Source organism: Sphingomonas sp. GW821-FHT09E03 (assembly GCF_059416225.1).
The window spans coordinates 1-24,166 of sequence record NZ_JBWKOS010000013.1; the positions used below are offsets into that span (position 1 = coordinate 1).

The window sequence follows — 24,166 nt, forward strand, 5'->3', positions numbered from 1 at the left end:
ATCATCTACGTCGGACAGGATTGCGCCGGACACTGGCTGGTCCAGGACAGCAACAAGTGCCTCGAAGGCCGGTTCGTGTCACGAGCCGCGGCGATGAGCTTCGCCCGCGCGGAGCGGCAGATCTACCATGGCTCGGTAATCATCGCGGCAGAACCGCTCGCGCCGCTGGTATCCTTCGCTCCGGTCGCTGCGCATGAGCATGCTTCGAGGCGGGTGGGGCAGGGAGCGGGACGATGAAGACCATCGCCGTTCGCCGGCCACCCACGCCGGCATCGATACGCGGAGCGTCCACCATGGTGCCGGGCGGCAGGCGGGCGCTGCACGATCCCCGCTGGCCGGCGTTGAACCAGGCACTCGTCAATCTCCGGCTGCGGCATCGTCATGCGTTACGCATCGTCGATGCCGATTGTGGGGCGGGATCGTTGCTGCTGCGTGCCTGCAGGCGGGCGCGCGAACTCGGTTTCACGGCCATCGAGGGACGCGGCATCGACGGGTCGCCGGCGCTGATCGGCCAAGCCCGCGCAGCGGCGCTGAAGCTGAGCGATCCAGCAATCGGCGTTGCGTTCGAGCTAGCCGATGCGCAGACCGCGCTGCGCGACGAAGCCGACTTCCCTGCGGACATCGCCTTGTGGTCGGGCGCGCATCGGCCCGCCATCGACGACGCGCTGGCGCGTGCGGCTGCTTTCGTTATCTGCGATCCGGCATGCTCGGGCCAGGGCGCATGAAAAAGCGCGACCTGACATGGCGGGCGGCAGGCGCGGTGCTGAGCCTGGGCGCCTGTGCCGCAGCGATGACGATGGACGGCTCGCCGCTGATCCTCCTGCTCTTCCCGCTGGTGCTGTTCGGGCTGACGCTGATGATCAACGGTAAGCGGGTCGCCGTTGCCTGGCGCGCCGAACGCCGTGGTCACGTCAATACCGCGACAGTGATCCACGCCCAACGCATCCATCGCCATCGCCGCCGTGCCGACGAGGCGGACGCCTGACCCCCGATTGCAGGAAATCATGTCTTACTTTGTTCATCGCAAGGGCATCCTCCATGCCGAAGACGTCCCGCTAACCCGCATCGCCGATGAGGTGGGCACCGCCGTGCACGTCTATTCGGCGGCCGCGTTGCGCGCCTCCGCCAATGCCTTTTCGGGTGCGCTGGCGCGGATCGCCGGCGCCCGGCTGGCGTTCGCCGTCAAGGCAAACCCCAACTGCGCGCTGCTGCGCCTGATCGCCTCTCGCGGCTATGGCGCGGACATCGTGTCCGGCGGCGAGCTGAGTTGCGCCCTCGCCGCCGGGATGAGGCCGCAGGACATCGTGTTTTCGGGAGTGGGCAAGACCGATGCCGAGATGATCCAGGCGCTAGACGCGGGTGTTGGCCAGTTCAACCTCGAGCTGGAAGAGGAGGGCGCCGTGCTTTCGGCGCTGGCAGCGGCACGGGGGCTGCGCGCACCGGCGGTGCTGCGGATCAACCCGGACGTCGACGCCGGTACCCACGCCAAGATCTCGACCGGCGGGCGTGAGAACAAGTTCGGCGTGCCGATCGCCGATGCGGCGGCGATGTATGATCGGCTTGTCCGGCACGAGGGTCTCGACCTGCGCGGTGTCGCGATCCACATCGGCAGTCAGCTGCACGATCTCGGGCCACTGGAGCAGGCGTATCGCCGCATCGGCGACCTCGTTGCCCAGTTACGCAACCGCGGCCACGCCGTCAGCCACGTTGATCTCGGCGGCGGCCTTGGCATTCCCTATGCCGCGGACGAGATCACGCCCTCGCTCGCCGACTATGCGGCGATGGTCGCGCGCGTGACGGGCGGCTGGAACGTTGCGCTCACCTTTGAGCCCGGACGGGTGATCGTTGGCGCCGCGGGCGTGCTGCTCACTCGGGTGATCTGGGTCAAGCCGGGTGCTCGACATCCCTATGTGATCGTCGATGCGGCGATGAACGATTTGGCTCGGCCCGCCATGTATGGTGCCGTCCACCGGTTCGAAGCGGTGGTGCCCGACGGCCGGCGCATGATCGCCAATATCGCCGGACCCGTTTGCGAGACGGGCGATACCTTTGCGCTGGACTGCGAAATCGATCGGGTGGCCCGCGGCGATCTGGCGGTGTTCCACACCACCGGTGCCTATGGAGCATCGATGGCGTCCACCTACAATTGTCGCCCCGTCATCCCGCAGGTGCTGGTTGATGGCGCTCGGTACGATGTGGTGGGTGAACGATTGGAGCCGTTTGCTGATGCTGCTTGATCGTCGAGATCGGGTCTCGCTCAGCCGTGCCTCATGCGGCCAGCAATGCGCAACCGACCTCCCGGATTAGAGCGGCAGCGGCTCGGGATGCGGGTCAAGGAGGCATCTGCTCGTTCACGATCATTAAGGCGTTCGAGCAAGCGAGCCACGCCCGACCGGCCGGTGCGGGACGGATCGAGGCAGGCAGTGGCTCCCGTCAGACACCGCCGGGCTAAGCCTTAGGTGAACAAATGTCCGAGGTTGGTCAGCGGGAAGGCAGGCACAAACGTCCACTCCTGGGTCGACGCCGCTGCAGCATCATTCGACTCCAAGCATCTGACTGACGGTGCCGCTGGTGCCCAGGTGCGTCTGCGACAGGGCGTAGGGCATGCTTCTGATGGGCGTCGCAGGAACATTGCACCCGTAGACGATGGATCGACTGCGCTGCATCAAGGCTGCCCCTCGGCGTGCTCCTTGCCGCGTGTTGCAGGGCCTGAGCAACCTGGCTTTGCCCGCAATCGAAAACAAAGCTGATCCAATACCTCAGTCTGCGGTAGGAGTGCACGAGACGCGGCGTCAGACGAATATCGTAGGCCGTCTCTCCATGGGATGAGCCTTCAACGCCCAACGTGATCCCTAGTTTTTCTTTATTGCCTATCAACTTGATGGGAAATTAGACCTCTAGGTCAATGGTCTGACAAATAAGGGGGATCCATGCCACGAATTCGCTTGCCCGCGGTCGCGGCGCTGCTGCTGACGAGCACATCCGCTTATGCTCAACAGGTTACGTCTTCGCCCCAGCAGGGATCGCCTGAGCAGCCGCAAGCGGAGGCGAACGACGGGAAAGCGGACGACATCGTCATTACAGGTATTCGGCGCAGTCTCGCCGATGCGCTGGCCGCCAAGCGCGATTCGACCCAAGTGCTCGATGCGATCTCGGCGGAGGACGTCGGCAAATTCCCGGACAAAAACGTGGCCGAGGCATTGCAACGGGTGACGGGTGTTCAGCTCAGTCGCACGGGCGGCGAGGGATCAAGTATTACCATCCGCGGTGCGGACGCCTCGCTCAACCGCGTGGAGATCAACGGCCAGACCGCGCTGTCGACCAGCCTGGCGGCAGGCTCTAACGGCAATGGCAGTAACCGCCAGGTCGACTTTCGCGACCTTCCAGCCGAATTCGTGTCGCGGCTCGAGGTGGTCAAATCAGCGACCGCGGACATGACCGAAGGTGGGCTCGGCGGAACGGTACGGGTGATCACCCGACGGCCGTTCGACACCAAGGAAGGTTATCTCGCCGGCTCGGCGCAGGGGATCTACAATCAGCTCGCTGATAAGGTGGACCCGAAGTTTGCGCTGATCGGCAGCAAGCTGTTCGCGCATGACACGCTCGGCATCCTCCTGTCCGGCACTTACGAAGATCGTACGGTCCGCTACGACCAGGCGCGCACCACCGGGTGGCGCCAGGTGGAGACGGTACAGCCCGCCACGCCGGCCGCGCAGAACTGCCTCAGCGGGCGCAACCAGGCACGCTGCGTAGACAATGACAACAGCGGCTTTGGCGACTTCTATCCCGACATCCCGCGCTATCTGACCGCGACCGAGCCGACCAAGCGCTATGCCATCAACAGCATCGTCGAGTGGCGGCCCAGCTCCGATTTCAGGGCGTATTTGGAAGGCACCTACACCAAGAGCAATACGGAGCAGAACGACCAGTATCTGCAGCTCAGCACCACGCAGGCGGTGGCCAACGGCGGCATCGATCCTGCCAGTGTGACCATCGCCGACGAGACCGCGCAGAAGGTCACCTTCATCAACGGCCTTGCGGCACCCGCGGGCATGAGCGTCAATTACCGCAGCGTCCTCGGCACGGTTTCGCGCTACACCATCAATGGCATCGGAGGCGCCGAGTGGCAGGTCGGGCCGGTCAAGCTCTCGGCGCGTGGCACCTATGCCAAGTCGCGCGTGTTCAATGACGAGGTCGACGCCACCGCTGTGGTCTCGGGCAAGGCGGCGCTGCCCTATATCACGATCGACTATGACAACGCCCAGCACGCGCCCAATATCATCCTGCCCTTCGATACTACCTCCACCGCGGGCATCAACCAGCTGTCGGTAGAGTCGCGACCGCGCATGCTTCGCCAGCGTGAGATCGGCGGCAAGTTCGATGCTGAATACCGGCCGGAGACAGACAGCATTCTGACGTCGCTAAAGGCCGGCCTCGAACGCCGTAATCTTTACTCGAGCAGCGACTTCTGGGATTCGGTCTACACTCTCAACGGCGTAACCGGACAGACGACGCGCACCCAATCCGGAGTGACTGGGACGCAGATCGTGAGCACCACGACACCGGCGGCGCTGCTCAGCCAGATCCAATCGCTCGCTGGCAATTACGCCCATCCGACCGACGGCAGCTTTTTCAAGACCGGCGATCTCGGCATCAGCGGCGGGATCGATCGCTGGCTGGGGCTTGGCACCGACTTTGCCGATGCCGTCGGCGTTCCCGATCCTTACGGATCGAACTCTCCGCTCGACACCTACCGCGTCAAGGAGGAGAATCTCGCAGGTTACGTGCAGGCTGCGCTCCACGCTGATGTCGGTGTGGAGCTGTCCGGGGTGATCGGCGCGCGGCTGGTGCATACCCGGACGGTGTCTTCAGGAAGCCAGAGCCTAAACGGCGTGATCTCGCCGGTGACCTTCGTCGGCAGCTACACCACCGTGTTGCCATCTGCCAATCTGCGGGTCGGCGTGATCCCGGAAAAGCTGGTGGTGCGCGCCACCGCGACCGACGTGCTAGCGCGCCCCGCGCCGTCGCAGCAGGCGCCCAATCTCAAGCTCGATTCCGTCGCTTTCACCGGTTCGCGCGGCAATCCCGACCTCAAACCCTATCGCGCCTGGCAATATGATCTCGGTGCCGAATATTACCTCAGCCGCACCGACTATGTGTCCTTGACCGGCTTCCGCAAGGATATCCGTTCGTTCATCGACACCAAAACCCAGCAGGAAACCTACAACGGCATCGACTACACGATCAGCCTGCCGGTCAACGGTACCCAGCACGTCACGATCATGGGCGTTGAGGCCGGCGGCCAGTTCACCTTTGGCTTCCTGCCGGGCCTGTTGCACAACCTCGGCACCACCCTGAACTACACCTATATCCATGACGCCGGGTACGAAGGGCGCGACTATTTCACCGGCGCGAAGCTGCCGTTCCCAGGCGTGTCAAAGAACAGCTACAATGCCTCGGTCTTCTATGATGACGGGCACGTCTCCTTGCGCGGTTCCTATAATTGGCGGAGCGGCTTCCTGATCGCGGCGCAGGACCGCGGCAACAACCCGTCCTATGGTGAAGCGTTCGGCCAGTTCGACGCGTCATCGAGCTACATCCTCAATCGGCACTGGTCGCTGTTCCTGGAGGGGGTCAACCTCACCGATTCCACCCGGATCGAGAATGCCGCGAGTGTCGACCGCCGCAACGTGATCGAGGCCTACGGGCGCCGGGTGTACTTCGGTATCCGGGCCAAGCTGTGATCCAGACCCTGCATCGCCGCGAGCTGTTGGCCGGCTTGGCCGGGACGCTGGTGGCCACGGGCGTCCAGGCCCGGGCCGCACCGCCGCTCCATCGCGATGACTTTCGTCACGGCCTCGGGCAGTGGGTCGTCGAAGCCGAGCAGCCGAGTGAGGTGGTTGCGGCCAACGGCGTGCTAGACATCGTCGCGCCTGCCGGGCTGACGCTCTGGTTTCGGCCGCGGCTGAGCGGGCGGATCGCGATTGACTATGACGTGCAGGCGGTCAGCTGGGGTGGTCGCTTCGACCGGGTGAGCGACGTCAACTGCTTTTGGATGGCGCGCGATCCGGCCACGGCCGACGGTGACGTCCTCGCGCATCCGCGCTCAGGCAGGTTCGAAGACTATGACACGCTCGAGACCTATTATGTCGGCCTCGGCGGCAACACCAACACCACTACCCGGTTCCGGCGCTACGTAGGGCACGCCGGCGACCGCCCGCTGTTGCCGGAAAACGACCGACGCGGGGCCGACGACCTGCTCGTCGCAAATCGCTGGCAGCACCTGCGGCTGACGGCGGCCGGGCGCGCGATCGGCTTTGCCCGGGACGGCCGTGGGCTGTTCGCGTTCGACGATCCCATCCCCTACACCCAAGGCCGCTTCGGCCTCCGGACGACAGCCAGCCACCTGCGGGTGCGCAATTTCGCCGTCCACACGCTTGCCTGAAGACAGGATCAGATGATGACCGCATCCCGCCGGGACGTCCTGCAAACCGCACTCTTAGCGGGCGCCGCCACGCTGGTCCCATACCATGCAAGGGGGCAGCTTCGCTCTAGCAGAGTAGTGAATGCCGCGCGGTGGATCGACGGAGTTTCGCCCGTGCGCGACGAAGGGCAGTCCTTCGGACTGGCCTGGCCGCGCGGCACGATTTCCAACACGCATCGCTTCGGCGGACGCCGTACCGATGGCACCCCGGTCGCCGTTCAGAGCTGGCCGCTCGCCTACTGGCCCGACGGGTCAATCAAATGGAGCGGCCACGCGCTGGCGGCCGGCGCGGCGGCGGGTAGCGACGGCATCGAGATCATCCCTGGCATGCGCGTGCCGGCGACGGCCCAGCTGCGGGTCATCGATGAACCCGCGGCGGTGGCGGTGCGCGTTGGCGAGACGACGTGGCGGGTACCGCGGCGCGGCACGGCGCTGGTGTCGGCGGTGGATCGGGCAGGATCCACGATTGCGGAAAACCTCCAGCTGGTTGCCCGACGCCAGGATGCGGCGAGCAGCGAGGAAGCGGAAACGGTAGCGACCGCCAGCTTCGTCAGCCGGATCGACCAGGTGTCAGTCGAGCAGCGCGGGCCATTGCGCGCGGTGATCAAGATCGACGGCGTCCATACCGATGCCCATCGCGAATGGCTGCCGTTCAGCGTCCGCCTCTATTTCACCGCAGGCAGCGATGCGGTGCGGCTCGTCCACAGCTTCGTCTGGGATGGTGACAGCGATCACGATTTTCTGTCGGGACTGGGGGTGCAGGCGTCCGTTCCGCTGTCTGCGCCGTTGCACGATCGACATGTCCGCTTCGCGACAGAGCATGGCATCTGGGGAGAGGCGGTGCGGCCGCTGACCGGGCTGCGCCGCGATCCGGGCGAGGCGTTCCGTCAGGCACAGGTCGCGGGACAGGCGACGCCGCCTGTCGAGCAGATGGCGCCGGCCTTGCGCCCGCTGCTTGACCGCATTCCCGCCTGGGGTGATTTCCGGCTGTTCCAGCCCGATTCCGACGGCTTCAGAATCACCAAACGGACGCGGCGCGGTCGCGCTCTCATCCAGTCGCTGGAGGGAAGCCGGGCGAGAGGCCTGGCTTATGTCGGCGGTACCGGCGGCGGGGTGGCGATGGGCCTAGCCAATTTCTGGCAGCGCCACCCTGCGCAACTCGACATCGCCGATGCCGCTGGTGAAGCGGCGACGGTCACCGCCTGGCTGTGGGCGCCCGATGCGCCGGCAATGGATATGCGCTCCTACCGCGATACGCTCGGGATGAGCGACTATGCCAAGCAGAACCAGGGCCTCGACGTCACCTATGAGGATTACGAGCCCGGCTGGGATTCCGCTCGGGGGATCGCGCGCACCAGCGAACTCTGGCTGTGGGCGCTTCCCGCGACGCCCGACGAGGCACGGCTGGAGGCGATGGCTGGGCTCGTCTCGCAACCGCCGCGGCTGCTGGCGACGCCTGAGCAGGTCCATCGCGCCGGGGTATTGGGCGATTGGTCGCTGCCGGACCGCGGGACCGCGTTCGCTACCCGGGTGGAGGATCAGAATGATCTGCTGCTCGACCTCTACCATGGCGAGATCGAGCGACGCCGCTGGTACGGTTTCTGGAACCATGGCGACGTGATGCACACCTATGACGCCGATCGTCACGAGTGGCGCTACGACATCGGCGGCTATGCCTGGGATAATTCCGAGCTCTCCACGGACTTGTGGCTGTGGTACAGCTACCTTCGATCGGGGCGCGCCGATCTGTTCCGGATGGCGGAGGCGATGACCCGCCACACCGGTGAGGTCGATGTCTATCACCTTGGCCCATACGCAGGGCTCGGGACCCGGCATGGAGTGCAGCATTGGAGCGACAGTTCCAAGCAGCCCCGGGTCTCCAACGCCGCTTACCGCCGGATCTATTATTATCTCACGGGCGACGAGCGGGTCGGCGATCTGATGCACGCGTTGATCGGGTCGGACGCGACGCTGGCCACGGTCGACATCGGCCGCAAGGTCGAGGCGCGGGCACCGGAGTCGCTGCCTCCTGGAGGCACTGCCGGGATCGTCGGCCAACACGGGCTGCCCAAGGGCCAGATCCAGCTCGGCTTCGGCACCAGCTGGGGAGCGTTGGTGGCGGCCTGGTTCACCGAGTGGGAGCGGACCGGTGACTTTCGCTGGCGCGACCGGATCCTCGCGGGGATGAACAGCATCGCCGCGCTGCCGCGGCAATGGTGGGCGGGGGGCGCCAATTACGAGCTGGCGAGCGGTCGTTTCGTCTCGGGTGGCGAGGCGATCAGTGTCAGCCACCTGAATGCGGTGTTCGGGATCGTGGAGATCATGGCGGAGCTTCTGCCGCTGGTCCACGCGCCCGCTTACGAGCAGGCGTGGCTCGATTATTGTGCCTGGTACAATGCGCCGGCGGCGGCGTGGCAGGCACGCTTCGGCGAAGCACCGCGCGGGCACAATCTGGCGCAGGCGCACAGCAGACTGACCGCCTATGCCGCTGCGCGGCGGCGCGATCCGCAGCTTGGCGCGCGGGCATGGCACGAGTTCCTTGCCGGAGAACTGACGCTGGGCCTTGCCGCTCGCGCTGTGCGCTCCCAAGCGACGGGCGAGACCACTCCCGAGATCGCCGGGTTGTCCACCAACGGCGCCGCGCAATGGGGGCTGGCCGCGATCCAGAACCTCGCCTTGGCCAAGGCTTGGGCGCCTCAGCTGTGAAAGTCGCTGCTCAAGCCTTCGCTTCTCGAGGCAGCGGGCGTTCCGAGCAACATCGCGGACTGATCGATTGTGAGTAGCCGGATCCTTTTTCCGCTCCCGCTGTCGCGCCATTCTCAATCGCCGACGAGAGGTATCGATGCGTAGCCTGATCAAACGAAGCCTGTGCGCACTGGCGCTATCGACGACGATGCTGGCGAGCGCCGCGCAGCCCCGGCAGGTTCCTTCGCCGTCGCCGTCGCCGGCTCCCGCGTCGCGCTCGGCGGCACAGCGCCCAAACATTATCCTGATCCTGTCCGACGACAACAGCGTTCCGCACGACGGTTGCCACCCTAACGCTACTGCCAGGACCTACGGCATCACCCCCAATTTCGAGGCGTTCGCGCGCGAGGGGATGTGCTTCGATCGCGCCTATTCGTCGGCGTCGCAATGCGCGCCGTCGCGCGGGGCGATCTTCGCAGGGCGCAATCCGGTCGACCTGGGAATTACCCGGTTCGCCCAGCCGACGCGGCGGGACGTTCCCTTTTTCAGCGATCTGCTCCGTGCCTCGGGCTATTGGGTCGGGCTCGACGGCCGCAACCATCATCTCGGCGGGCGCGAGGACGACCCGCCGCACGTCAAGAAGCTGCTCGCGGAGACCGGGCAAAGCCGGCTGCAGGACCGGTTCGACTATGTGGACATCTACGGCACCAAGACGATGCCGGCGGCGACGCTCGCCGGCCAGGTCGGCGAGACCCTGGACAAGGTGCCGGCGAACAAGCCGTTCTTCCTCTATTTCGGGTTCAGCACGCCGCACCGCCCGTTCGTCACCCCGCATCAGGACATCGATCCCGCCAAGCTGACGATCCCGCCTGACTGGCCGGACCTGCCGGCGGTGCGGAGCGACTATGCCGACATGCTCGCCGACGTGCGGACGATGGACAGACAGTTCGGAGCGTTGCTTGCCGCGGTGAAGGCGCGCGGCTTGGACAAGAACACCATCATCGTCTTCATGGGCGACAATGGCGAGTCCATGTACCGCGGCAAGGGTACGCTGTACGAGCGTGGCAACCACGTGCCGCTGATCGTGCGCTGGCCGGGGGTGGTCAAACCCGGATCGCGCAACGACGCGCTGGTCAGCAACATTGATCTTGCCGAGACCTTCCTGGAGGCCGCGGGGCTCAAGCCCGACGCCAAGATGACCGGCATCAGTTTCGCGCCGCTGTTGCGCGGTGCATCGGACAATGGGCGCCACTATGTGTTCACCGAGCGCGGCTGGCACCCAGGCGGCCTTACCGTCTCGGAAGGCGTCGACTTCGGCCGGGCGATCACCGGTACCCGTTACAAGCTGATCTACAATGCTCAGCCGGACCAGCCCTATTCGCCGGTCGATCAGGGCGGCCGCTTCCTGGTCCGCAACCCGGCCGATCAGGAACACGGCACGCCCGAGGTGCAACCCGGTCGCTGGGCGAGCGACGAGGCGCGCGCGCTCGGCGCGTGGAAGGCGGTGGTTGTTGCCCACCAGGCCAAGGCGCTGCCGCAAGCGGTGGACCGGCTCTACTTCAAGCGGCCGCGGCCGATCTTCGAGCTCTACGACATCCAGGCGGATCCCTATGAGCTGAAGAACCTCGAAGGGCGGCCAGACTTGAAGGGGGTGGAGACCGAGTTGCGCCAGCAGCTCGACCTGTGGATGGTAAGCAGCGGGGATTATCTGCCGCTCGCCACCGACGCCTATCGCGAAACGCCGGACCCTACCCGCCCGTGACCGGCGGATCCTGCGCTGCGGCGGTGATGGACCGCCGCGCCGTCATCGGTCGCGGCACGCTGCTCGGCGCCGGCCTGTTCGGGCTTTCTGCCGCAGCATCGCCGATCGGCAAGAGCTGGCTATTCGACAATCTGGCAAGGATCGGTTCGCTGCCCGTGACCCTCACGGGCGCACCGGCGCTTGCGGCGAGCCCCTGGGGGCCGGCCGTGGCGTTTGACGGCGTGCGAGACGCTCTGTTCCTGCCCGAGCACCCGCTGGCCGGCGCCGCCACCTTCACCATTGAAGCCTTGTTCCGGCCCGATGGCGGCGCCGCCGCGCAACGCTGGCTGCACCTCGAAGCGGAGAGCCAGCCTCCTGTTCCCCTCGGCACATCGGACACGCGGATGATGTTCGAGCTGCGGATCGTCAATGAGCATTGGTATCTGGATGCCTTCGCCACCGGCCCGGGCTATCGCCGGCCTTTGATGGCGGCGGACAAGCGCTTTCCGCTCGGCCGCTGGTATCATGTCGCGCAAAGCTATGACGGCACCACCTATCGCTCGTTCGTCAACGGCGAGGTGCAGGCGGCGGCGGCCATTGCGTTCCGCCCGCAGGGGCCCGGGCGAACGTCGGTCGGCGTGCGCCTGAACCAGGTGGATTATTTCCACGGCGCCGTGCGACAGGCGGTATTCACCCCGCGCGCGCTGCCACCATCGGCTTTCGTGCTGCCGTGGGGCGAGCACCTGGCACAAGGATCCAGCCGGTAACATGGACGCTGACCTCGGACGAACTGGGCACCAACCCCCATGCTGGGAAACCGACATGGTCGCGCTGCCCGGCGGCACCTTCATCATGGGGTCGGACGCCTTCTACCCGGACGAAGCGCCACGGCGGCGGGCAACAGTGGCGGCATTCGCTATCGATCGCGGACCGGTCACCAATGCCCAGTTCGCCGCCTTCGTCGCGGCGACAGCCTATGTCACCCTGGCCGAGATCGCGCCGAATGCTGACGATTATCCCGGGCTCGATCCGGCCGACGCATTGCCGGGTTCGCTCGTCTTCCACCGCACGGCCACTCCGGTGCCGCTCGACGATCCCTCCCGCTGGTGGCAATTCATCATCGGTGCCGACTGGCGCCATCCACTCGGCCCGGATAGCGACCTTGCCGATCTGGAGGATCACCCTGTGGTCCACATCGCCTGGGCAGATGCCGACGCCTATGCCAGTTGGGCGGGCAAGTCGCTGCCGACCGAAGCCGAATGGGAATTTGCCGCGCGCGGCGGCGCGGACACCGAATATGCCTGGGGCGACGAGTTGGCGCCTGACGGCGCGATGAAGGCGAATTACTGGCAGGGGCTGTTCCCCTTTGCCAACCAGTTGCTTGACGGCTGGGAGCGGACCTCGCCGGTCGGTGCCTATGCACCCAATGGTTTCGGTCTGGCCGACATGATCGGAAACGTCTGGGAGTGGACGAGTGACTCTTACGCCATGCGCTCCACGCAGCAGGTCAGAAGCTGCTGCGGCGGCAGGCCGAATTCACGAGTCGCTACGCTTCGCGGAAGCGCCAGCAGCCCCCAAGATGGCGCTCAGATCGGCCGCAAGGTGATCAAGGGCGGTTCCCATCTGTGTGCGCCTAACTACTGCCAGCGGTATCGACCTGCAGCGCGACAAGCCCAACTGATCGACTCGTCGACCAGCCATATCGGCTTTCGTTGCGTTCGAAGGTCTGCCGGCCCGGCAGGCAACTTTCGACACCGGCTTGCCGCGGTGTCACAGCCACCGCTTTGATCGCGCCTGCTTCCCCGCACGTGCCGTTCCGGAGGAGAGCACGGACCGGGATAGGTCGGTGACCTGGCAAACGCCGACCAGTGAACGGAACTCAGCCGTGCTCCTCTTTCCAAGCTGGAGTCACACGGCAGCCGCCTGGACAACGCTGCCAGCCGGTACATCATCGCGGAGCCGGACGTCGGCGCCGATCCCCTCCTGGCGCAAATTAATAGGCCTAGCGTGCGCGCGGAGGTTCATGTTGCCTAAGCTCTTAGACACTCACTGCAGGGCGAGCTTTGCGCAGGAGTTGATCTAGGGCGAGAGATAGAAATTGCCAGCACGCGAGCGTCAGCGGTTAGGTGAAAAGGGCGCTGGCCTCGATCAACTTCACAGGCTGACTTTGGAGGACGTTATCTGACATACACGCGCTGCGCCTCGATGGCCGTGCTCGGCTGGATTGCTGCCGCGCCGGCGATATTTGCGGCGCGGATATGACCGTTGCGCTGAACCCACTCTACTCGCTCGCCGGCCTTCTGGTTGGCGCGCTGGTAGGCATGACAGGGGTCGGCGGCGGCTCGCTCATGACGCCGCTGCTGGTGCTTGCATTTGGCTTCCATGCGGCCACCGCCGTAGGAACCGATTTGCTCTATGCCTCCGCGACCAAGACGGTCGGTACCGCTGTCCACGGCGCCGGCGGGACGGTCGACTGGAAGGTAGTCCGCCGTCTCGCAATCGGCAGCATGCCCGCCACTGTCGCGACGCTGGTCCTTGTGAATCACTTTGCCAAACGACTGAATGGCCCTCAGCCCTTCATCACCCTTATTCTGGGTGCAGCGCTGATCGCAACCGCGGCAGCGATCGTCTTCCGCGACAGGATCGTCGGTTACTTCGGCCGGGGTATGGCGGCGCGGCCAGAGCGACAGATCGCCGCCATGACGATCACGCTTGGTGTGTTCCTCGGCATGCTCGTCTCGCTTACGTCGGTGGGAGCGGGCGCACTTGGAATGACGGTGCTGCTGATCCTGTATCCGACACTGCCGACTAAACAGCTGGTGGGATCTGACATCGCCCATGCGGTGCCGTTAACACTGATCGCGGGACTCGGGCACTGGCTGTTCGGCTCGATCGACCTAGGTCTGCTCTTCTCGCTGCTAATCGGATCGGTCCCTGGCATCGTTGCTGGCAGTCTCGTTGCCGGCCGGGTGCCGGATCGGGTTTTGCGTCCGATCTTGGCCGGAACGCTGTTTGTGGTTGGTGGCAAGCTCATCGGCGGATCATAAACCCGCTAGGGCAGGCCAATCCCAGATCCATGCAAGATGGTCAGCGTCCTTGGCCGCTTCTGACGTATGACCGCCCGTCCCAAGCCAATCCTTCGCGGCCTGGAACTCAGCCGCACGAGCTTAAAGCTGCCATGCCGGTCAGCGTGATCCAGAAGGACGTCAATAAGATGCGCGCAGCACTCATAGCGCACAGGTGAACAAGTGTCTGAAGTTGGGAAGCGGGGAAGGGGACGTGAATGGCTGACATTGGGTCGGAACGGCTTGTCATCGTGAGCCGGCATCGCAGTCAGCCCACTTTTACGCCCTTCCAAAAGGCTATGCGGCTGCGAATTTCTTCCGCCGCTTGTTTGGGTTCAGGATAATACCAAGCCGCGTCGGGGTTGTCGGCTCCCTCGACATGCAAGCTGTAATAGTGCGCAGTACCCTTCCATGGGCAGATCGTGGTCGTGCTGCTTGGCTGGAGAACCGCGGCGTCAACGCTGTCGGCAGGAAAATAGTGGTTGCCTTCAACGATCACGGTTTCGTCGCTCCTGGCGATCAATGAGCCATTCCAGCGCGCCTCGACCATGTCATGCTCCTCTTGCGATTGCGGTACGTTGAACCTCGGCTGTCTGCCGTCAAGTCGCATCAAGGCGGTGAACCAGCGTTCGCGTCCGGAAGGCGAGGGCGCTTCGAGTGGTCGCGTGAGTCATCGTGAGCTTGTCTTGGGGTAGAAGAGTGAGCGGTGCAGCTAGGGACCTGCGCCGCTCCTCAATTCTAATATAGTAAGTCGGTGATACGGCGGTTCAGGCGCGGTCGAGCTCCGGGACACCGCTCTGCCCGTCGGCATATGCGGCCAGGAAAGCCGGCCGCGTTTGCCACCGACGCCAGAACGCGTCGACATGCTCGAAGCGTTCGTCAAGCGGGGTGGCGTTGACCGGGTACTTAGAAAACGCGATCGCGGTGGCCAATGTAATGTCCGAGAAGGTTGGCTGGTCCCCGCCGAGCAGCCACGCCCGTCCGTCGGAGAGATGCCGGTCGACCAGCGCCGCATGCGCCAGCGCCACCTTACGCGAATGCTCGCCCCATGCGGGGTTGTGCGTCAGCTCCAGCTTGGGACCGAGCCCCTGGTGCAGCACGTGGAAGGCGGTGACGATCGGGTAGAGGATGTGGACCCAGACCCGATTGTCCCACATCTGGTCCAGGCCACGCTCGTGCGCCGTCTCGCCCATGATCTTGCGGCCCTCGAAGCTGTCGTCGAGGTAGCGCGCAATGGCGGACGTCTCGCTGAGGAACGACCCGTCCTCCAGCACCAGCGTCGGCGTTTCGCCCCAAGGGTTCATCTTCAGGTGCCGCCACCCGCGCTGCTCGCCAACGGGCGACATATCGTACACCGTCTCCGCGAACCGGTCGGCGATGCCCTTCTCGTGCATGAAGATGCGCAGTCGCTGCGGGTTGGGAAAGGCGGAGGGAGAGGTGAAGAGCGTCAGCTTATCGGCCATCGGAGATCTCGCTATCGTCAGTCGCGCCACCTGCCTGCCAGATGACAGGTGGCTATCTGCAGCCTAGAACTTGCCGCGTCAACCCCTGCCTGCCATATGGTAGGTGGAGGTAAGACGATGGCAGCTACGACGAAGGAGAATGCGCGGGAGGCGATCCTGCTGGCTGCGCGCGAGGCGGCTATGACGCGCGGCTATGGCGGCATCAACTTTCGCGAGCTTGCGGCGGCGGTCGGCATCAAGGCGGCAAGCATCAACTACTATTTCGCCAATAAGGCCCTGCTCGGCGAGGCGGTGGCGCGTCGCTACTGGGAGGATATCGCCCGCGATCTCGAGGCGATCTCAACCGACGCGAAGGACGCCATGGACGCGTTAAGGCGGTACCCGAACATCTTCCGGACATCGCTGGAACGCGACAACCGATTGTGCCTCAGCAGCTTCATGGCGACGGAGCATGACGAGCTGCCCGAGCCGGTTTTGAAGGAGGTCCAGGCTTTCGCTGACGTCAACGTGGCGTGGCTGAGCAAACAGCTCGCCGCCGCAGCAATCGGATCTCCTGAAAGCGTCGAGGTCAGGGCCCGCGCAATCTACGCGGCCGTGGCCGGCGCGCAGATGATTGCGCGCAGCAGATCCGACGTTGCCATTTTCGATGCGCTGATCGAGAGCTACCGCGTGGCGGGGCCGCTCCCCAGCTAGTTTGTTGTGCTGCGCTACGTGACAAGGCCGGCAGCTGTCGTTCTCGGCCGCTATGTGGAATGGTGCGTGCATCTCGTCTTCACGACTACGCTGACGCCTGTGCGGGCACTGAATGATCACCGGGCAACGCACTTTTTGCGCGATGCTCCGCACGCGCAGTAGGCTCGCGAACAGATGCTGAAGCCATCTGCCAAGCGTTTGGAGGAATGATGCCAATCCCCCTTGAACAAAGACCTCGCTTCCCGCTGATTGAAGCTCCCACACCCATCCAGCGCCTTCCGCGGCTCGAAAAGGCGCTGGGTTGCAGCGATGGCCCGCCCATATACGTCAAGCGCGACGACTTGATGGGCACCGGCGGGGGCGGCAACAAGCTCCGGAAGCTCGAGTTCCTGATTGGCGAGGCGTTCGAACAGGGCTGCGACACCTTCATCACCACGGGCGCCAGACAGTCAAATCACGCACGGCTGAGCGCGGCTGCCGCGGCTCGCGCGGGCCTGACCTGCGAATTGGTGCTAACCGACACCGTCGCGCGGGATGACGAGGCTTATCGGCGCAATGGCAACGTGCTGCTGGACGACCTGTTCGGCGCGACCGTCCATCGCAGGGCAGGTAAGGTCGACCCCTTGGAGGTCGCTCGCGAGCGCGCCGCGCAGCTCTCCGCATCCGGGCGCCGTGCCTATGTCGTGGGCGCAGGCGGTTCGTCGCCGCTTGGCTGTCTCGGCTACGCGGCTTGCGCGCAGGAGATCATCGCGCAGGAGCAGGCGGCCGGGTTGCGGTTTGCCCGCATGGTTGTGCCGAACGGTAGCTCCGGCACTCACGCGGGGCTTGCCGCCGGGCTCAAGGCCCTCCGGGATGAGCCGTCGCGGGTGCAGTCGTTTACAGTCCTTGCTCCCGTAGAAGCGGCGCGAGAGACCACTGCGCGGCTAGCGACCGAGACGCTGGCGTTGCTCGATCCGTGCAGCGCCTTCGGCAGCGGCGAGATCGTTGTCAGGGACGGTCAGCTTGGCGAGGGCTATGGCGTGCCGACCGACGCTATGTTCGAAGCCGTGCGGCTGGTCGCGCGGACAGAAGGGCTGCTGCTCGACCCGGTATATGGCGGGAAGGCGTTTGCAGGCCTGATCGCCGCCACTCGTCGCGGCGAATGGAGCGGCGAGGGGCCCGTGCTGTTCATTATCACCGGCGGCGTTCCGGGCCTGTTCGCCTATGAGCCGGCCTTCCGGCTCGGTGAGGATTAAACAGTGTAGCGGCACGCTCCCCCGAGATGAACGAGCGGCCGGTGTGGGGATCGGCTAGGCACGGGCTGAACGGCCGCGATTGGGTCACGTGGAGGCAATGGCGATTGCTCGAGCCATCTGCCGGTCTCCGCCGGTGGACAGATCAGTCGGTTCGGGCGTGACCACGATTTCCGGCGTCACACCTGCATCCGGTTGCGGTGTGCTCGGCCAGTAGGCGATCAGCGGAAGGTCCACTTCGATGCTGGAACCTGGCAGTGACACGAAGAAGAAGGTACCACCGTTGATGCCGCGCAGATTGCCGCCTGTCTCCTCGCCGACGAGCGTCGCGAGCCGGTGCTGCTTGACTAGGGCGGCGAAGCCGAATGTCGCCGACGCGTTTTTCGGGCCGACGAGCACGGCAACATTGCCGGTGAACGGACGCTTTGCGGGACGGATCAGCGCTGCGCCATGCGCGTCCGCGGTGGCGGTCAGCGTGTAGAAGCCTGCCGCATCCGGTCCGACAGCAGCCGATCCCCAATCGCGGAAGCTTTGGTCCCATGTCTTGAGATAAGGAGAAAGGCGAGCAGGCACGGACCGGTAGCGGGTGTGGCGGGAGTAGCTCGTCGCCGCCACCGGCGTGGTGATCAGCCGCGCGATGATCGCCGTCCCACAGTCGAGACCGCCGGTGTTGTCGCGCAGATCGACCACGAGCCCGGACAGCTTGCGGTCGATCGCCGCGTCGATGCTTTCGTCGATGAAGCCTTGCCAGTCCCAGCGCTCGTGAAAGACCGCCCATGTCGGCATGGTGAGGACGCCGACAGTGCTGCGCACGTTGAAGCGCCAGCAATAGGGCGAGCCGGCGACCGGCCTCCGCAACGCGGCGTCGCGGGCAGCGGCGCTCATCAGCCGGCAGGCGAGCGTGGACGTGCGCCCGTCGGATCGAAGCGTGATCCGGGCGACGGATGTCGAGGCCGGAAAGAGCAACGAGCGTAGCAGATCGAAGCTCGGTTGATCTTCGTCTCCGGGTATCCCGAGGTCGGCGACCTTGCGGCCGTTGTTGCCGCCATCGGTCCGGGCATAGGGCAGCATGCGCTCGAGCATGTCGGACGCCCACACGCCGTCGATCGCGACGATCTCCGTCCCCGGCGTCAACGCGTGTCCGCTGCCGAGATCGGTGGTGACGATCAGGCGACGGTCGATCCACGTGAACGCGAACGGCAGCCGATCAGGTTTGTCGAACAGTGCAGCCGTCAGCGCCGCCGACTGGTTCGCGGGATTGGGGAAGCTATGCCCGCACCTGATGCTGGCGGTGAAGGCGGAGAGAGCGAGGTAGAAGTCGCCCGGCGATCGCGGTGTGCCGGCGAACCGATCAAGGCGGCCGCGCTCCCGCGAGAACGCCGCTGGTGTGAGATACCGGTAGAGACCGGGATGGAGCGACGTGTACGCGTCATACAGGAGCGCGATGTCGCCCCGCATGACCTCGGGCTGGATCATCGTGCCGGACGCTCGCACGCGCGAGGGCAGGAGGGCCGACAAGGCGAGGCCTGACGCCCCCATCAGAACATGGCGACGATCAACGTGCATGGGAGATCTCCGAAGCAAGAACGCCTGCTTCGGTGCGCGCGATCGTCAGTCGCTGCGCTGCGAAACCGGGTGTGCGGCGCCATTTTCATCGATTGAGACGCGGCGATAGGCCGACGGCGTCATGCCGAACCGGTCCTTGAACACGCGGTTGAACGTCGCCTTCGATCCGAACCCGGCGTCGAGCGCAATGGCCAGGATGTCGCCGCTATCGGGCGTACGCAGACGCGCGGCCGCATAATCGAGCCGCATGCCGTTGATTGCATCAGCAAAGCCGAGGCCTAGCCCATCGTTCAGCCCACGCGAGAGATAGGCGGTGTTGGTCCCGAGCTGGCGTGCCAGTCCCGCGAGGTCGAGCTCCGGATCACGCCACCATTCCTGATCCCGCACCTGGTCGAACCACGCGGTCGCGACCGCACGCCAATCGCGCTCGACCGACTCGATAATCGGCTGCGCGCGGGCGTCGGCTTGCCGCCAGCCCTCGATCGCGAGATAGGTGCCGATGATCGCGAGCACGACGTAGAAGCCGAACATGTCGAAGTAGGACAAGGGCGTCACAAACGCGTCCGTCACGACATATGCCGTCCGCGCCACCATGATGACGGCAAACGCGATCAGCACCGCGCGCACCCTGTTGGCGGCTGCGAGCTCGCCACGCCGTCTGATCAGCCATGCGCGATGACGCCGCACCAAGCGATAGCCCGCGACGGCATAGCCGATCATCGACGCCAGCAGCAGTATCGTCAGGATCGGATCGAGCCAGGGCCGCTGCACCACGCGGTCGAACGCACCACGCAGGTCGAGGGGCAGGCAAAACGCCACCGCCTGATAGCCGAACTGCGCGGCCGGTAGTGCGGCGTGCCAGCGCGAGATTGGTCGGGTGACGATTAGCGCGTTAAGGTGCGCGTAGAGCAGCGGCCCCATTGCTAGCGGAACCGCGAACGGCGCAAAGGACAGCCAGGGCCATCGGTCGTAAAAGCCGGCGTAGCCAATCGCGAACGGCGTCAGCATGCCGCACAGCACGATCAGCAATCCGGCAAGATAGCGCTGCGCCGCCCCGGTTCGCCGAGCGATGATGGCAAACGCCAGCACCAGCATCTGCGCCTCGAACAAACCGAGGATGACGGACATGGGACCGATGCTCACAAGGCTATCAGCCTCGATCTCAGACAGAGGTCAACGGCGATGGTCCCCGTCCGCGGCGCTCCATGCGGCAAGGGTCTGAACGAACGGCCGAAGTTGGGCAGTGGAACAAGCAGAAGGAATGTCTGACTCTGGGTCTGAGCGACACACTACGACAGCGTTTTGTCAAACGTCACGGTTGCAACCACGTCAACGCGTCGAACTCGCGTCCGAACCGCACGCGGGCGGCCCGTTCGTAGACCCGCTGACCCCCGGCTCCGTTCGTCAGCACGACCAGTCCGTCGCCGTTGGCGAGGTCAAGAACGACCAGGTTGGCGACGCCGTCATTCGCGCCCCAGTGCCAGGCGAAGCGGCCCGAGCCGGACTGTTCAAGTCCCCACCCCAGGCCCCAGGCCAGACTGCCTTCGACCGTCACGGTCGGCGTGTTCATCGCCGGATAGCTCCGCGCGAAGCGGACGAAGCGGGCATAGTCGGCCGCGGTCGTCCACAGTCCCGCAGCCATGTTCGGGATCATGAAGACGGGCAGGGCCGGCTTGCCGAGCGCCTTTGCCGCCGCAACGCGATCATCCTGGGTCCATGCCTCGACGGATCGCCGGGGGCCGGTGTCCCGGCGCGCCTGGAACTTCGCGGGTCCCTTGTCCGCCATCAGCTCGCCGCCGGCATCATGCGCCCATGCCACCGTAGGTGATTGGCCGGCCGACCAACCGTAACTGCTCCGCGTCATGCCCGCGGGCGTCAGCACCCGGGAACGGACGACCTCCGCCGCCGTCTGCCCGGTGACCACTTCGGCGAGGCGAGCAAGCAGGGTGTAGCCCTCTCCCGAATAGCGGAAGTCGGAGCCGGGCTTGAACCTGCTCACCAGATCGCTGCCAGCCTCCGTCCGCCAGTTCGGCAGGCCACTGGAATGCGACAGCAGGTGCCGGGGCGTCGTGGTCCGGGTGGCGGCATCCGTCGTGAAATCGATGTGCTTGGCCACCGGCTCGTCGAGATCGACGCGGCCGTTGCGGACAAGGTCGTGGATGGCAGCCGCTAGGACCGGCTTTGACAGGGAAGCGGCTTCGAACAGCGTGTCCGGGATCGCCTTCACCTCGCCGGCTTTGGCGTATCCTTCTGCAGAGCTGACGGGCTCCGCTCCGTCGTCGAGCACGGCCCAGCTTGCCCCCGGCACCGAAGCAAGCGCCATCCATGACTGGAATTGCATCGGCGGACGCTTTTGGCTCCTGGCCAGCGCCGGCACGGCGGCACCGCTGGCAGCGCCTGCGGTGCCGATCAGGATCGTTCTCCGTGTCGGGTTCATTCGGGCATCCGCAAGAACGTCATTACGCAACTCATCGCTTGGTGTATTGTGCAGACAGTACGGTGCGTCGTGCTATTTGCAATCGACGTTCGTGCGGATCTGATGAGCGAGGCTGCTCATCCGGCGTACTTCCTCCCCCTCAGCTTCCAAGCTGTCACGACCTGCATGTCTGGGTTCTGATGAACAAATGTCTGCTTCTGAGCACCGGCGGTGTCATCGCGACGTCCGTTATGGGTCCCAGCCGCCAATGACTTGAGCGTCCGCTAACGCCCAAACCCGGACACTCAGGCAGGCGACCGGGGCTACCCTATAACGGCCATCCCTTAAGTGCGATCTTTCCGATTACTGCGTGTCCCACAGGCATCTCGGGGAAGAGCAATGAGGAACAGGTTTCGGAAAGCAGGTGCCCCGGACGGCTCTCGGCACGATCGTCCTGGCAACTGTCCCGCTATGAGTTCCTTTTCAGAAACGTCGTCCGGAGTTACTAAAGCTTTGACCGTATTGCTTCAAAGGTGGTCTAGGTCTGTCGTTAACACTGGGGTTGTAGGTATATGCTGATTGGGTTTGTGCTGCTTGCAACGCAGCTTGTTGCACTGCAAAATACGTCTTTATCTAACTCAACCCAAACGGCCATTGGTGATGAGCACATTTGCATCTTCGTCACTGATGAGGATCGCCCTAGATCAAGCGTCCGCCAGAATGACGAGCTGCCGCTTAGGTATGCTTATCGGCTGAGCCAGGTATTCCGAGCTGCATCGAAACACCAGATGACATCTGCGGACGGGCACCCCTATATTTTGGTCGGCCTAGGGGACGCAACGTGCAGAGAAACATCCGCCGTAAAGGTTATCATTAAGAACGAAGAACGCGGTTACATTCTTCATACAAGCTACACAGCCATTGGACGGGGCAAACTTAAGCGAGGTAGGGTTAAGACGGACTTTAAAGGCTTGAGCTTTATCGCAGGACCAAGCCGGTATGATCAGATGGTAAATAGGTCCATGACAAACGTGGTGCGTTCGATATTCTTGATGCTGGATGAGGAAACACTATGGCGCTAAGTCGTCAAGTCATTGCAGAAGGCCGACTGCCCGCTATCGCCTGTAGTGGCCGCCACCTTTCCGATCGCACTGCCCGTAGCTGCCTTGCTACTAGCTTCCGGTTTGATCGTCACCATCCACGCATAGGCGCGAGCTTTACGGCATCGAATCGCTACTAACGGCCGGCGCCAAATCGCAAGCGGTCAGACCGCTCTATCAGGTCCAAAAACTTCCGAAATCCGATCTTTTTTTCGAAAAGGCGGCAGCCGTCTAATGTCTGCTATCATGGTGTGCCTTACCGAAAGCGGACCGTCCGCAGTCCACCACAACCGGACATTCCCGTTTCACCATCATTTTTGGGAAGCAGGCAGGAGCAGGGCCGACGCCAGCACCTCCACGCTGCGAACATGAATGGATGGCAGCAGGTGGGGAACCGAAAGGGGCCGCCAGTAACCGGATAAGGTTCGAAGTTGTGAACTGCCAGGCCTTCGCCGACCTTGCCCGAGCGTTTTAGTTAGAGGGAATGTTGAAAGCCGTTCCGGCGCCTTCATCTCCCCGTCTCTGCGTGTTGGGCCTGTCCACTGAGCCTTGAGCTGTCCATGCTATCTGGAGCAGTGCCACGGGGAAATCTCACGGCTGGTCGTTGATCATGGCTGCTGCGGTTGCCCACACCCGCAGCATGGTACAACGAGTGCCCTGCGCCCCTACAAGTGTAGATCATTAAATGCCCCACCACCTCGCTAGCAAGCTTGCGGCTGCCGGCCACATATTCCAGCGTGGCGACGCTTGCCTTGAGATGCTTGCACAGAAGCTGCGCGATGTACCTCGGGGTGATTTGATCATGCGCGATGGGAGCCGCCCCGACCATCTGGGCCTTATCCTGGATGGCTGGGCGATCCGCAGCAAGGCTATGTCCGGTGGACGACGGCAAACTTTGGCTGTCCTGCTCCCGGGAGACTTTGCGAATATCAATGTCGCTGCACCCGGCTGTATGGACCATGACGTTATAGCCGTCACGGCCGTTCAGATCGCTGAGATCGAGGGCGCTCAGCTAAGAGCACTGATCTGCAGCTCTCCTGGCATCGGTCTGGCGCTGTGGCGACACGGTGTCATCGATCAGGCCATACAGCGGTCGTGGATCGCAAGTCTGGGCAGGCGAACCGCGATCGAGCGGCTTGCGCATCTCGTTTGCGAGTTGAGGGTCCGGCTGGAGTGGGCTGGAATGAAAGCTGCAGATGGTTTCCCACTGCCATTCACCCAGAATGATCTCGGTCAGGCAATCGGGATGACGGCGGTGCATTTAAACCGCACTTTGCAAAAGCTGCGCGCCGAAAGGTTGATTGAGCTGCGCTCTGGCTTGTTTAAGATCATCGATCCGCCAGCAGTCGAAGCGTTGGCGGGGTTCGACCCGCGGTACCTGGTAGAACCGCTGACCTGGCCGCGGCCTTTCTGACTGGGACCTTGCGATGGCCCGCTGCCGCGAGCATCGATCAGCAGAGACGGCTAGCGTCCGAAAGGCTGTTCATCATCCGCCGGCCTGTCGGTGTCGGTGTCTTTGCGCCAAGCAGCAGTGGTCGTTTACATGTAAGGGAGCCTCGAGGGCAAGGGAGCACACATCTAGGCGCGCTCATCGCGCCGGAGCGAGCGAACGGCCGGAGTGAAGTCTGCGATAGGCGGGCGTGGATGACGGGTCGTGGGTTTCGCTGCCCACGGAAGGCTGCCGGCAGGTGCTATTTTCCGTGCAGGCGATCCAGCGTTGT

General features: G+C 64.3%; 19 protein-coding genes. 14 read left to right on the forward strand and 5 right to left on the reverse strand.

Annotated elements, in window-relative coordinates; genetic code table 11:
• The 11 genes from AC07M8_RS17770 to AC07M8_RS17820 all read left to right on the forward strand — a co-directional run.
• Positions 1 to 237 (forward strand): hypothetical protein (locus AC07M8_RS17770; protein WP_495175564.1); only part of this gene is annotated, 237 nt, incomplete at its 5' end.
• Positions 234 to 725, forward strand: coding sequence for an SAM-dependent methyltransferase (locus tag AC07M8_RS17775; protein WP_495175565.1), 492 nt, complete (start codon positions 234 to 236; stop codon positions 723 to 725). The genes AC07M8_RS17770 and AC07M8_RS17775, both read left to right, overlap by 4 nt.
• A complete protein-coding gene (locus tag AC07M8_RS17780; RefSeq protein WP_495175566.1) occupies positions 722 to 985 on the forward strand; it encodes a hypothetical protein in 264 nt (87 codons plus the stop codon). The genes AC07M8_RS17775 and AC07M8_RS17780 overlap by 4 nt, the downstream gene beginning before the upstream one ends.
• 19 nt (positions 986 to 1,004) lie before the next feature.
• The gene (gene lysA, locus AC07M8_RS17785) at positions 1,005 to 2,237 is read left to right on the forward strand and encodes a diaminopimelate decarboxylase (protein WP_495175567.1); all 1,233 of its coding nucleotides are present in this window, start codon (positions 1,005 to 1,007) and stop codon (positions 2,235 to 2,237) included.
• 693 nt (positions 2,238 to 2,930) lie between these two features.
• Complete coding sequence (locus AC07M8_RS17790; RefSeq protein WP_495175568.1) at positions 2,931 to 5,744, forward strand: TonB-dependent receptor; 2,814 nt, start codon at positions 2,931 to 2,933, stop codon at positions 5,742 to 5,744.
• The gene (locus AC07M8_RS17795; RefSeq protein ID WP_495175569.1) at positions 5,741 to 6,445 is read left to right on the forward strand and encodes a DUF6250 domain-containing protein; all 705 of its coding nucleotides are present in this window, start codon (positions 5,741 to 5,743) and stop codon (positions 6,443 to 6,445) included. Before AC07M8_RS17790 ends, AC07M8_RS17795 begins: the two co-directional genes overlap by 4 nt.
• Before the next feature lie 15 nt (positions 6,446 to 6,460).
• Positions 6,461 to 9,190 carry an exo-rhamnogalacturonan lyase family protein gene (locus AC07M8_RS17800; RefSeq protein WP_495175570.1) on the forward strand — a complete coding sequence of 910 codons (2,730 nt, stop codon included), beginning with the start codon at positions 6,461 to 6,463 and terminating at the stop codon, positions 9,188 to 9,190.
• A 136-nt stretch (positions 9,191 to 9,326) separates the two neighbouring features.
• The gene (locus AC07M8_RS17805) at positions 9,327 to 10,931 is read left to right on the forward strand and encodes a sulfatase family protein (RefSeq protein ID WP_495175571.1); all 1,605 of its coding nucleotides are present in this window, start codon (positions 9,327 to 9,329) and stop codon (positions 10,929 to 10,931) included.
• Positions 10,928 to 11,677 carry a LamG-like jellyroll fold domain-containing protein gene (locus AC07M8_RS17810; RefSeq protein WP_495175572.1) on the forward strand — a complete coding sequence of 250 codons (750 nt, stop codon included), beginning with the start codon at positions 10,928 to 10,930 and terminating at the stop codon, positions 11,675 to 11,677. The genes AC07M8_RS17805 and AC07M8_RS17810 overlap by 4 nt, the downstream gene beginning before the upstream one ends.
• Positions 11,678 to 11,732: 55 nt before the next feature.
• On the forward strand, positions 11,733 to 12,698 hold the full coding sequence (locus tag AC07M8_RS17815; RefSeq protein ID WP_495175573.1) for a formylglycine-generating enzyme family protein: 966 nt from the start codon (positions 11,733 to 11,735) through the stop codon (positions 12,696 to 12,698).
• Positions 12,699 to 13,168: 470 nt separating this feature from the next.
• Positions 13,169 to 13,957: a sulfite exporter TauE/SafE family protein gene (locus AC07M8_RS17820; RefSeq protein ID WP_495175574.1), complete on the forward strand. Its 789-nt coding sequence runs from the start codon at positions 13,169 to 13,171 to the stop codon at positions 13,955 to 13,957.
• A gap of 286 nt (positions 13,958 to 14,243) precedes the next feature.
• Here the strand turns inward: AC07M8_RS17820 and AC07M8_RS17825 are convergent, their stop codons facing one another.
• On the reverse strand, positions 14,244 to 14,525 hold the full coding sequence (locus AC07M8_RS17825) for a DUF427 domain-containing protein (RefSeq protein WP_495175575.1): 282 nt from the start codon (positions 14,523 to 14,525) through the stop codon (positions 14,244 to 14,246).
• Between the two features lie 217 nt (positions 14,526 to 14,742).
• Positions 14,743 to 15,438 carry a glutathione S-transferase family protein gene (locus AC07M8_RS17830; RefSeq protein ID WP_495175576.1) on the reverse strand — a complete coding sequence of 232 codons (696 nt, stop codon included), beginning with the start codon at positions 15,436 to 15,438 and terminating at the stop codon, positions 14,743 to 14,745.
• Between the two features lie 117 nt (positions 15,439 to 15,555).
• Here AC07M8_RS17830 and AC07M8_RS17835 point away from each other — a divergent pair, with 117 nt between their 5' ends.
• Both AC07M8_RS17835 and AC07M8_RS17840 read left to right on the forward strand, forming a co-directional pair.
• Entirely contained in the window at positions 15,556 to 16,131 is a 576-nt protein-coding gene (locus tag AC07M8_RS17835; protein ID WP_495175607.1) for a TetR/AcrR family transcriptional regulator, read from the forward strand.
• Positions 16,132 to 16,340: 209 nt separating this feature from the next.
• A complete protein-coding gene (locus AC07M8_RS17840) occupies positions 16,341 to 17,366 on the forward strand; it encodes a D-cysteine desulfhydrase family protein (RefSeq protein ID WP_495175577.1) in 1,026 nt (341 codons plus the stop codon).
• 84 nt (positions 17,367 to 17,450) lie between these two features.
• Here AC07M8_RS17840 and AC07M8_RS17845 read toward each other — a convergent pair whose 3' ends face one another.
• From AC07M8_RS17845 to AC07M8_RS17855, 3 genes are all read right to left on the reverse strand, one after another.
• Complete coding sequence (locus AC07M8_RS17845; protein ID WP_495175578.1) at positions 17,451 to 18,929, reverse strand: S41 family peptidase; 1,479 nt, start codon at positions 18,927 to 18,929, stop codon at positions 17,451 to 17,453.
• Positions 18,930 to 18,974: 45 nt separating this feature from the next.
• On the reverse strand, positions 18,975 to 20,057 hold the full coding sequence (locus tag AC07M8_RS17850) for a helix-turn-helix transcriptional regulator (RefSeq protein WP_495175579.1): 1,083 nt from the start codon (positions 20,055 to 20,057) through the stop codon (positions 18,975 to 18,977).
• A 184-nt stretch (positions 20,058 to 20,241) separates the two neighbouring features.
• Positions 20,242 to 21,366 carry a serine hydrolase domain-containing protein gene (locus AC07M8_RS17855; protein ID WP_495175580.1) on the reverse strand — a complete coding sequence of 375 codons (1,125 nt, stop codon included), beginning with the start codon at positions 21,364 to 21,366 and terminating at the stop codon, positions 20,242 to 20,244.
• Positions 21,367 to 23,202: 1,836 nt separating this feature from the next.
• Here AC07M8_RS17855 and AC07M8_RS17860 point away from each other — a divergent pair.
• Positions 23,203 to 23,859, forward strand: coding sequence for a Crp/Fnr family transcriptional regulator (locus AC07M8_RS17860; protein WP_495175581.1), 657 nt, complete (start codon positions 23,203 to 23,205; stop codon positions 23,857 to 23,859).
• The last annotated feature ends 307 nt before the right edge of the window (positions 23,860 to 24,166 follow it).

What these genes read in the sequence shown, in the direction of transcription:
- AC07M8_RS17775 (WP_495175565.1), top strand. Translation starts at nt 234, where the DNA reads ATGAAGACCATCGCCGTTCGCCGGCCACCCACGCCGGCATCGATACGC.
- AC07M8_RS17780 (WP_495175566.1), top strand. Translation starts at nt 722, where the DNA reads ATGAAAAAGCGCGACCTGACATGGCGGGCGGCAGGCGCGGTGCTGAGC.
- lysA (WP_495175567.1), top strand. Translation starts at nt 1,005, where the DNA reads ATGTCTTACTTTGTTCATCGCAAGGGCATCCTCCATGCCGAAGACGTC.
- AC07M8_RS17790 (WP_495175568.1), top strand. Translation starts at nt 2,931, where the DNA reads ATGCCACGAATTCGCTTGCCCGCGGTCGCGGCGCTGCTGCTGACGAGC.
- AC07M8_RS17800 (WP_495175570.1), top strand. Translation starts at nt 6,461, where the DNA reads ATGACCGCATCCCGCCGGGACGTCCTGCAAACCGCACTCTTAGCGGGC.
- AC07M8_RS17805 (WP_495175571.1), top strand. Translation starts at nt 9,327, where the DNA reads ATGCGTAGCCTGATCAAACGAAGCCTGTGCGCACTGGCGCTATCGACG.
- AC07M8_RS17815 (WP_495175573.1), top strand. Translation starts at nt 11,733, where the DNA reads ATGGTCGCGCTGCCCGGCGGCACCTTCATCATGGGGTCGGACGCCTTC.
- AC07M8_RS17820 (WP_495175574.1), top strand. Translation starts at nt 13,169, where the DNA reads ATGACCGTTGCGCTGAACCCACTCTACTCGCTCGCCGGCCTTCTGGTT.
- AC07M8_RS17825 (WP_495175575.1), bottom strand. Translation starts at nt 14,525, where the DNA reads ATGGTCGAGGCGCGCTGGAATGGCTCATTGATCGCCAGGAGCGACGAA.
- AC07M8_RS17830 (WP_495175576.1), bottom strand. Translation starts at nt 15,438, where the DNA reads ATGGCCGATAAGCTGACGCTCTTCACCTCTCCCTCCGCCTTTCCCAAC.
- AC07M8_RS17835 (WP_495175607.1), top strand. Translation starts at nt 15,556, where the DNA reads ATGGCAGCTACGACGAAGGAGAATGCGCGGGAGGCGATCCTGCTGGCT.
- AC07M8_RS17840 (WP_495175577.1), top strand. Translation starts at nt 16,341, where the DNA reads ATGCCAATCCCCCTTGAACAAAGACCTCGCTTCCCGCTGATTGAAGCT.
- AC07M8_RS17845 (WP_495175578.1), bottom strand. Translation starts at nt 18,929, where the DNA reads ATGCACGTTGATCGTCGCCATGTTCTGATGGGGGCGTCAGGCCTCGCC.
- AC07M8_RS17850 (WP_495175579.1), bottom strand. Translation starts at nt 20,057, where the DNA reads ATGTCCGTCATCCTCGGTTTGTTCGAGGCGCAGATGCTGGTGCTGGCG.
- AC07M8_RS17855 (WP_495175580.1), bottom strand. Translation starts at nt 21,366, where the DNA reads ATGAACCCGACACGGAGAACGATCCTGATCGGCACCGCAGGCGCTGCC.
- AC07M8_RS17860 (WP_495175581.1), top strand. Translation starts at nt 23,203, where the DNA reads ATGCTTGCACAGAAGCTGCGCGATGTACCTCGGGGTGATTTGATCATG.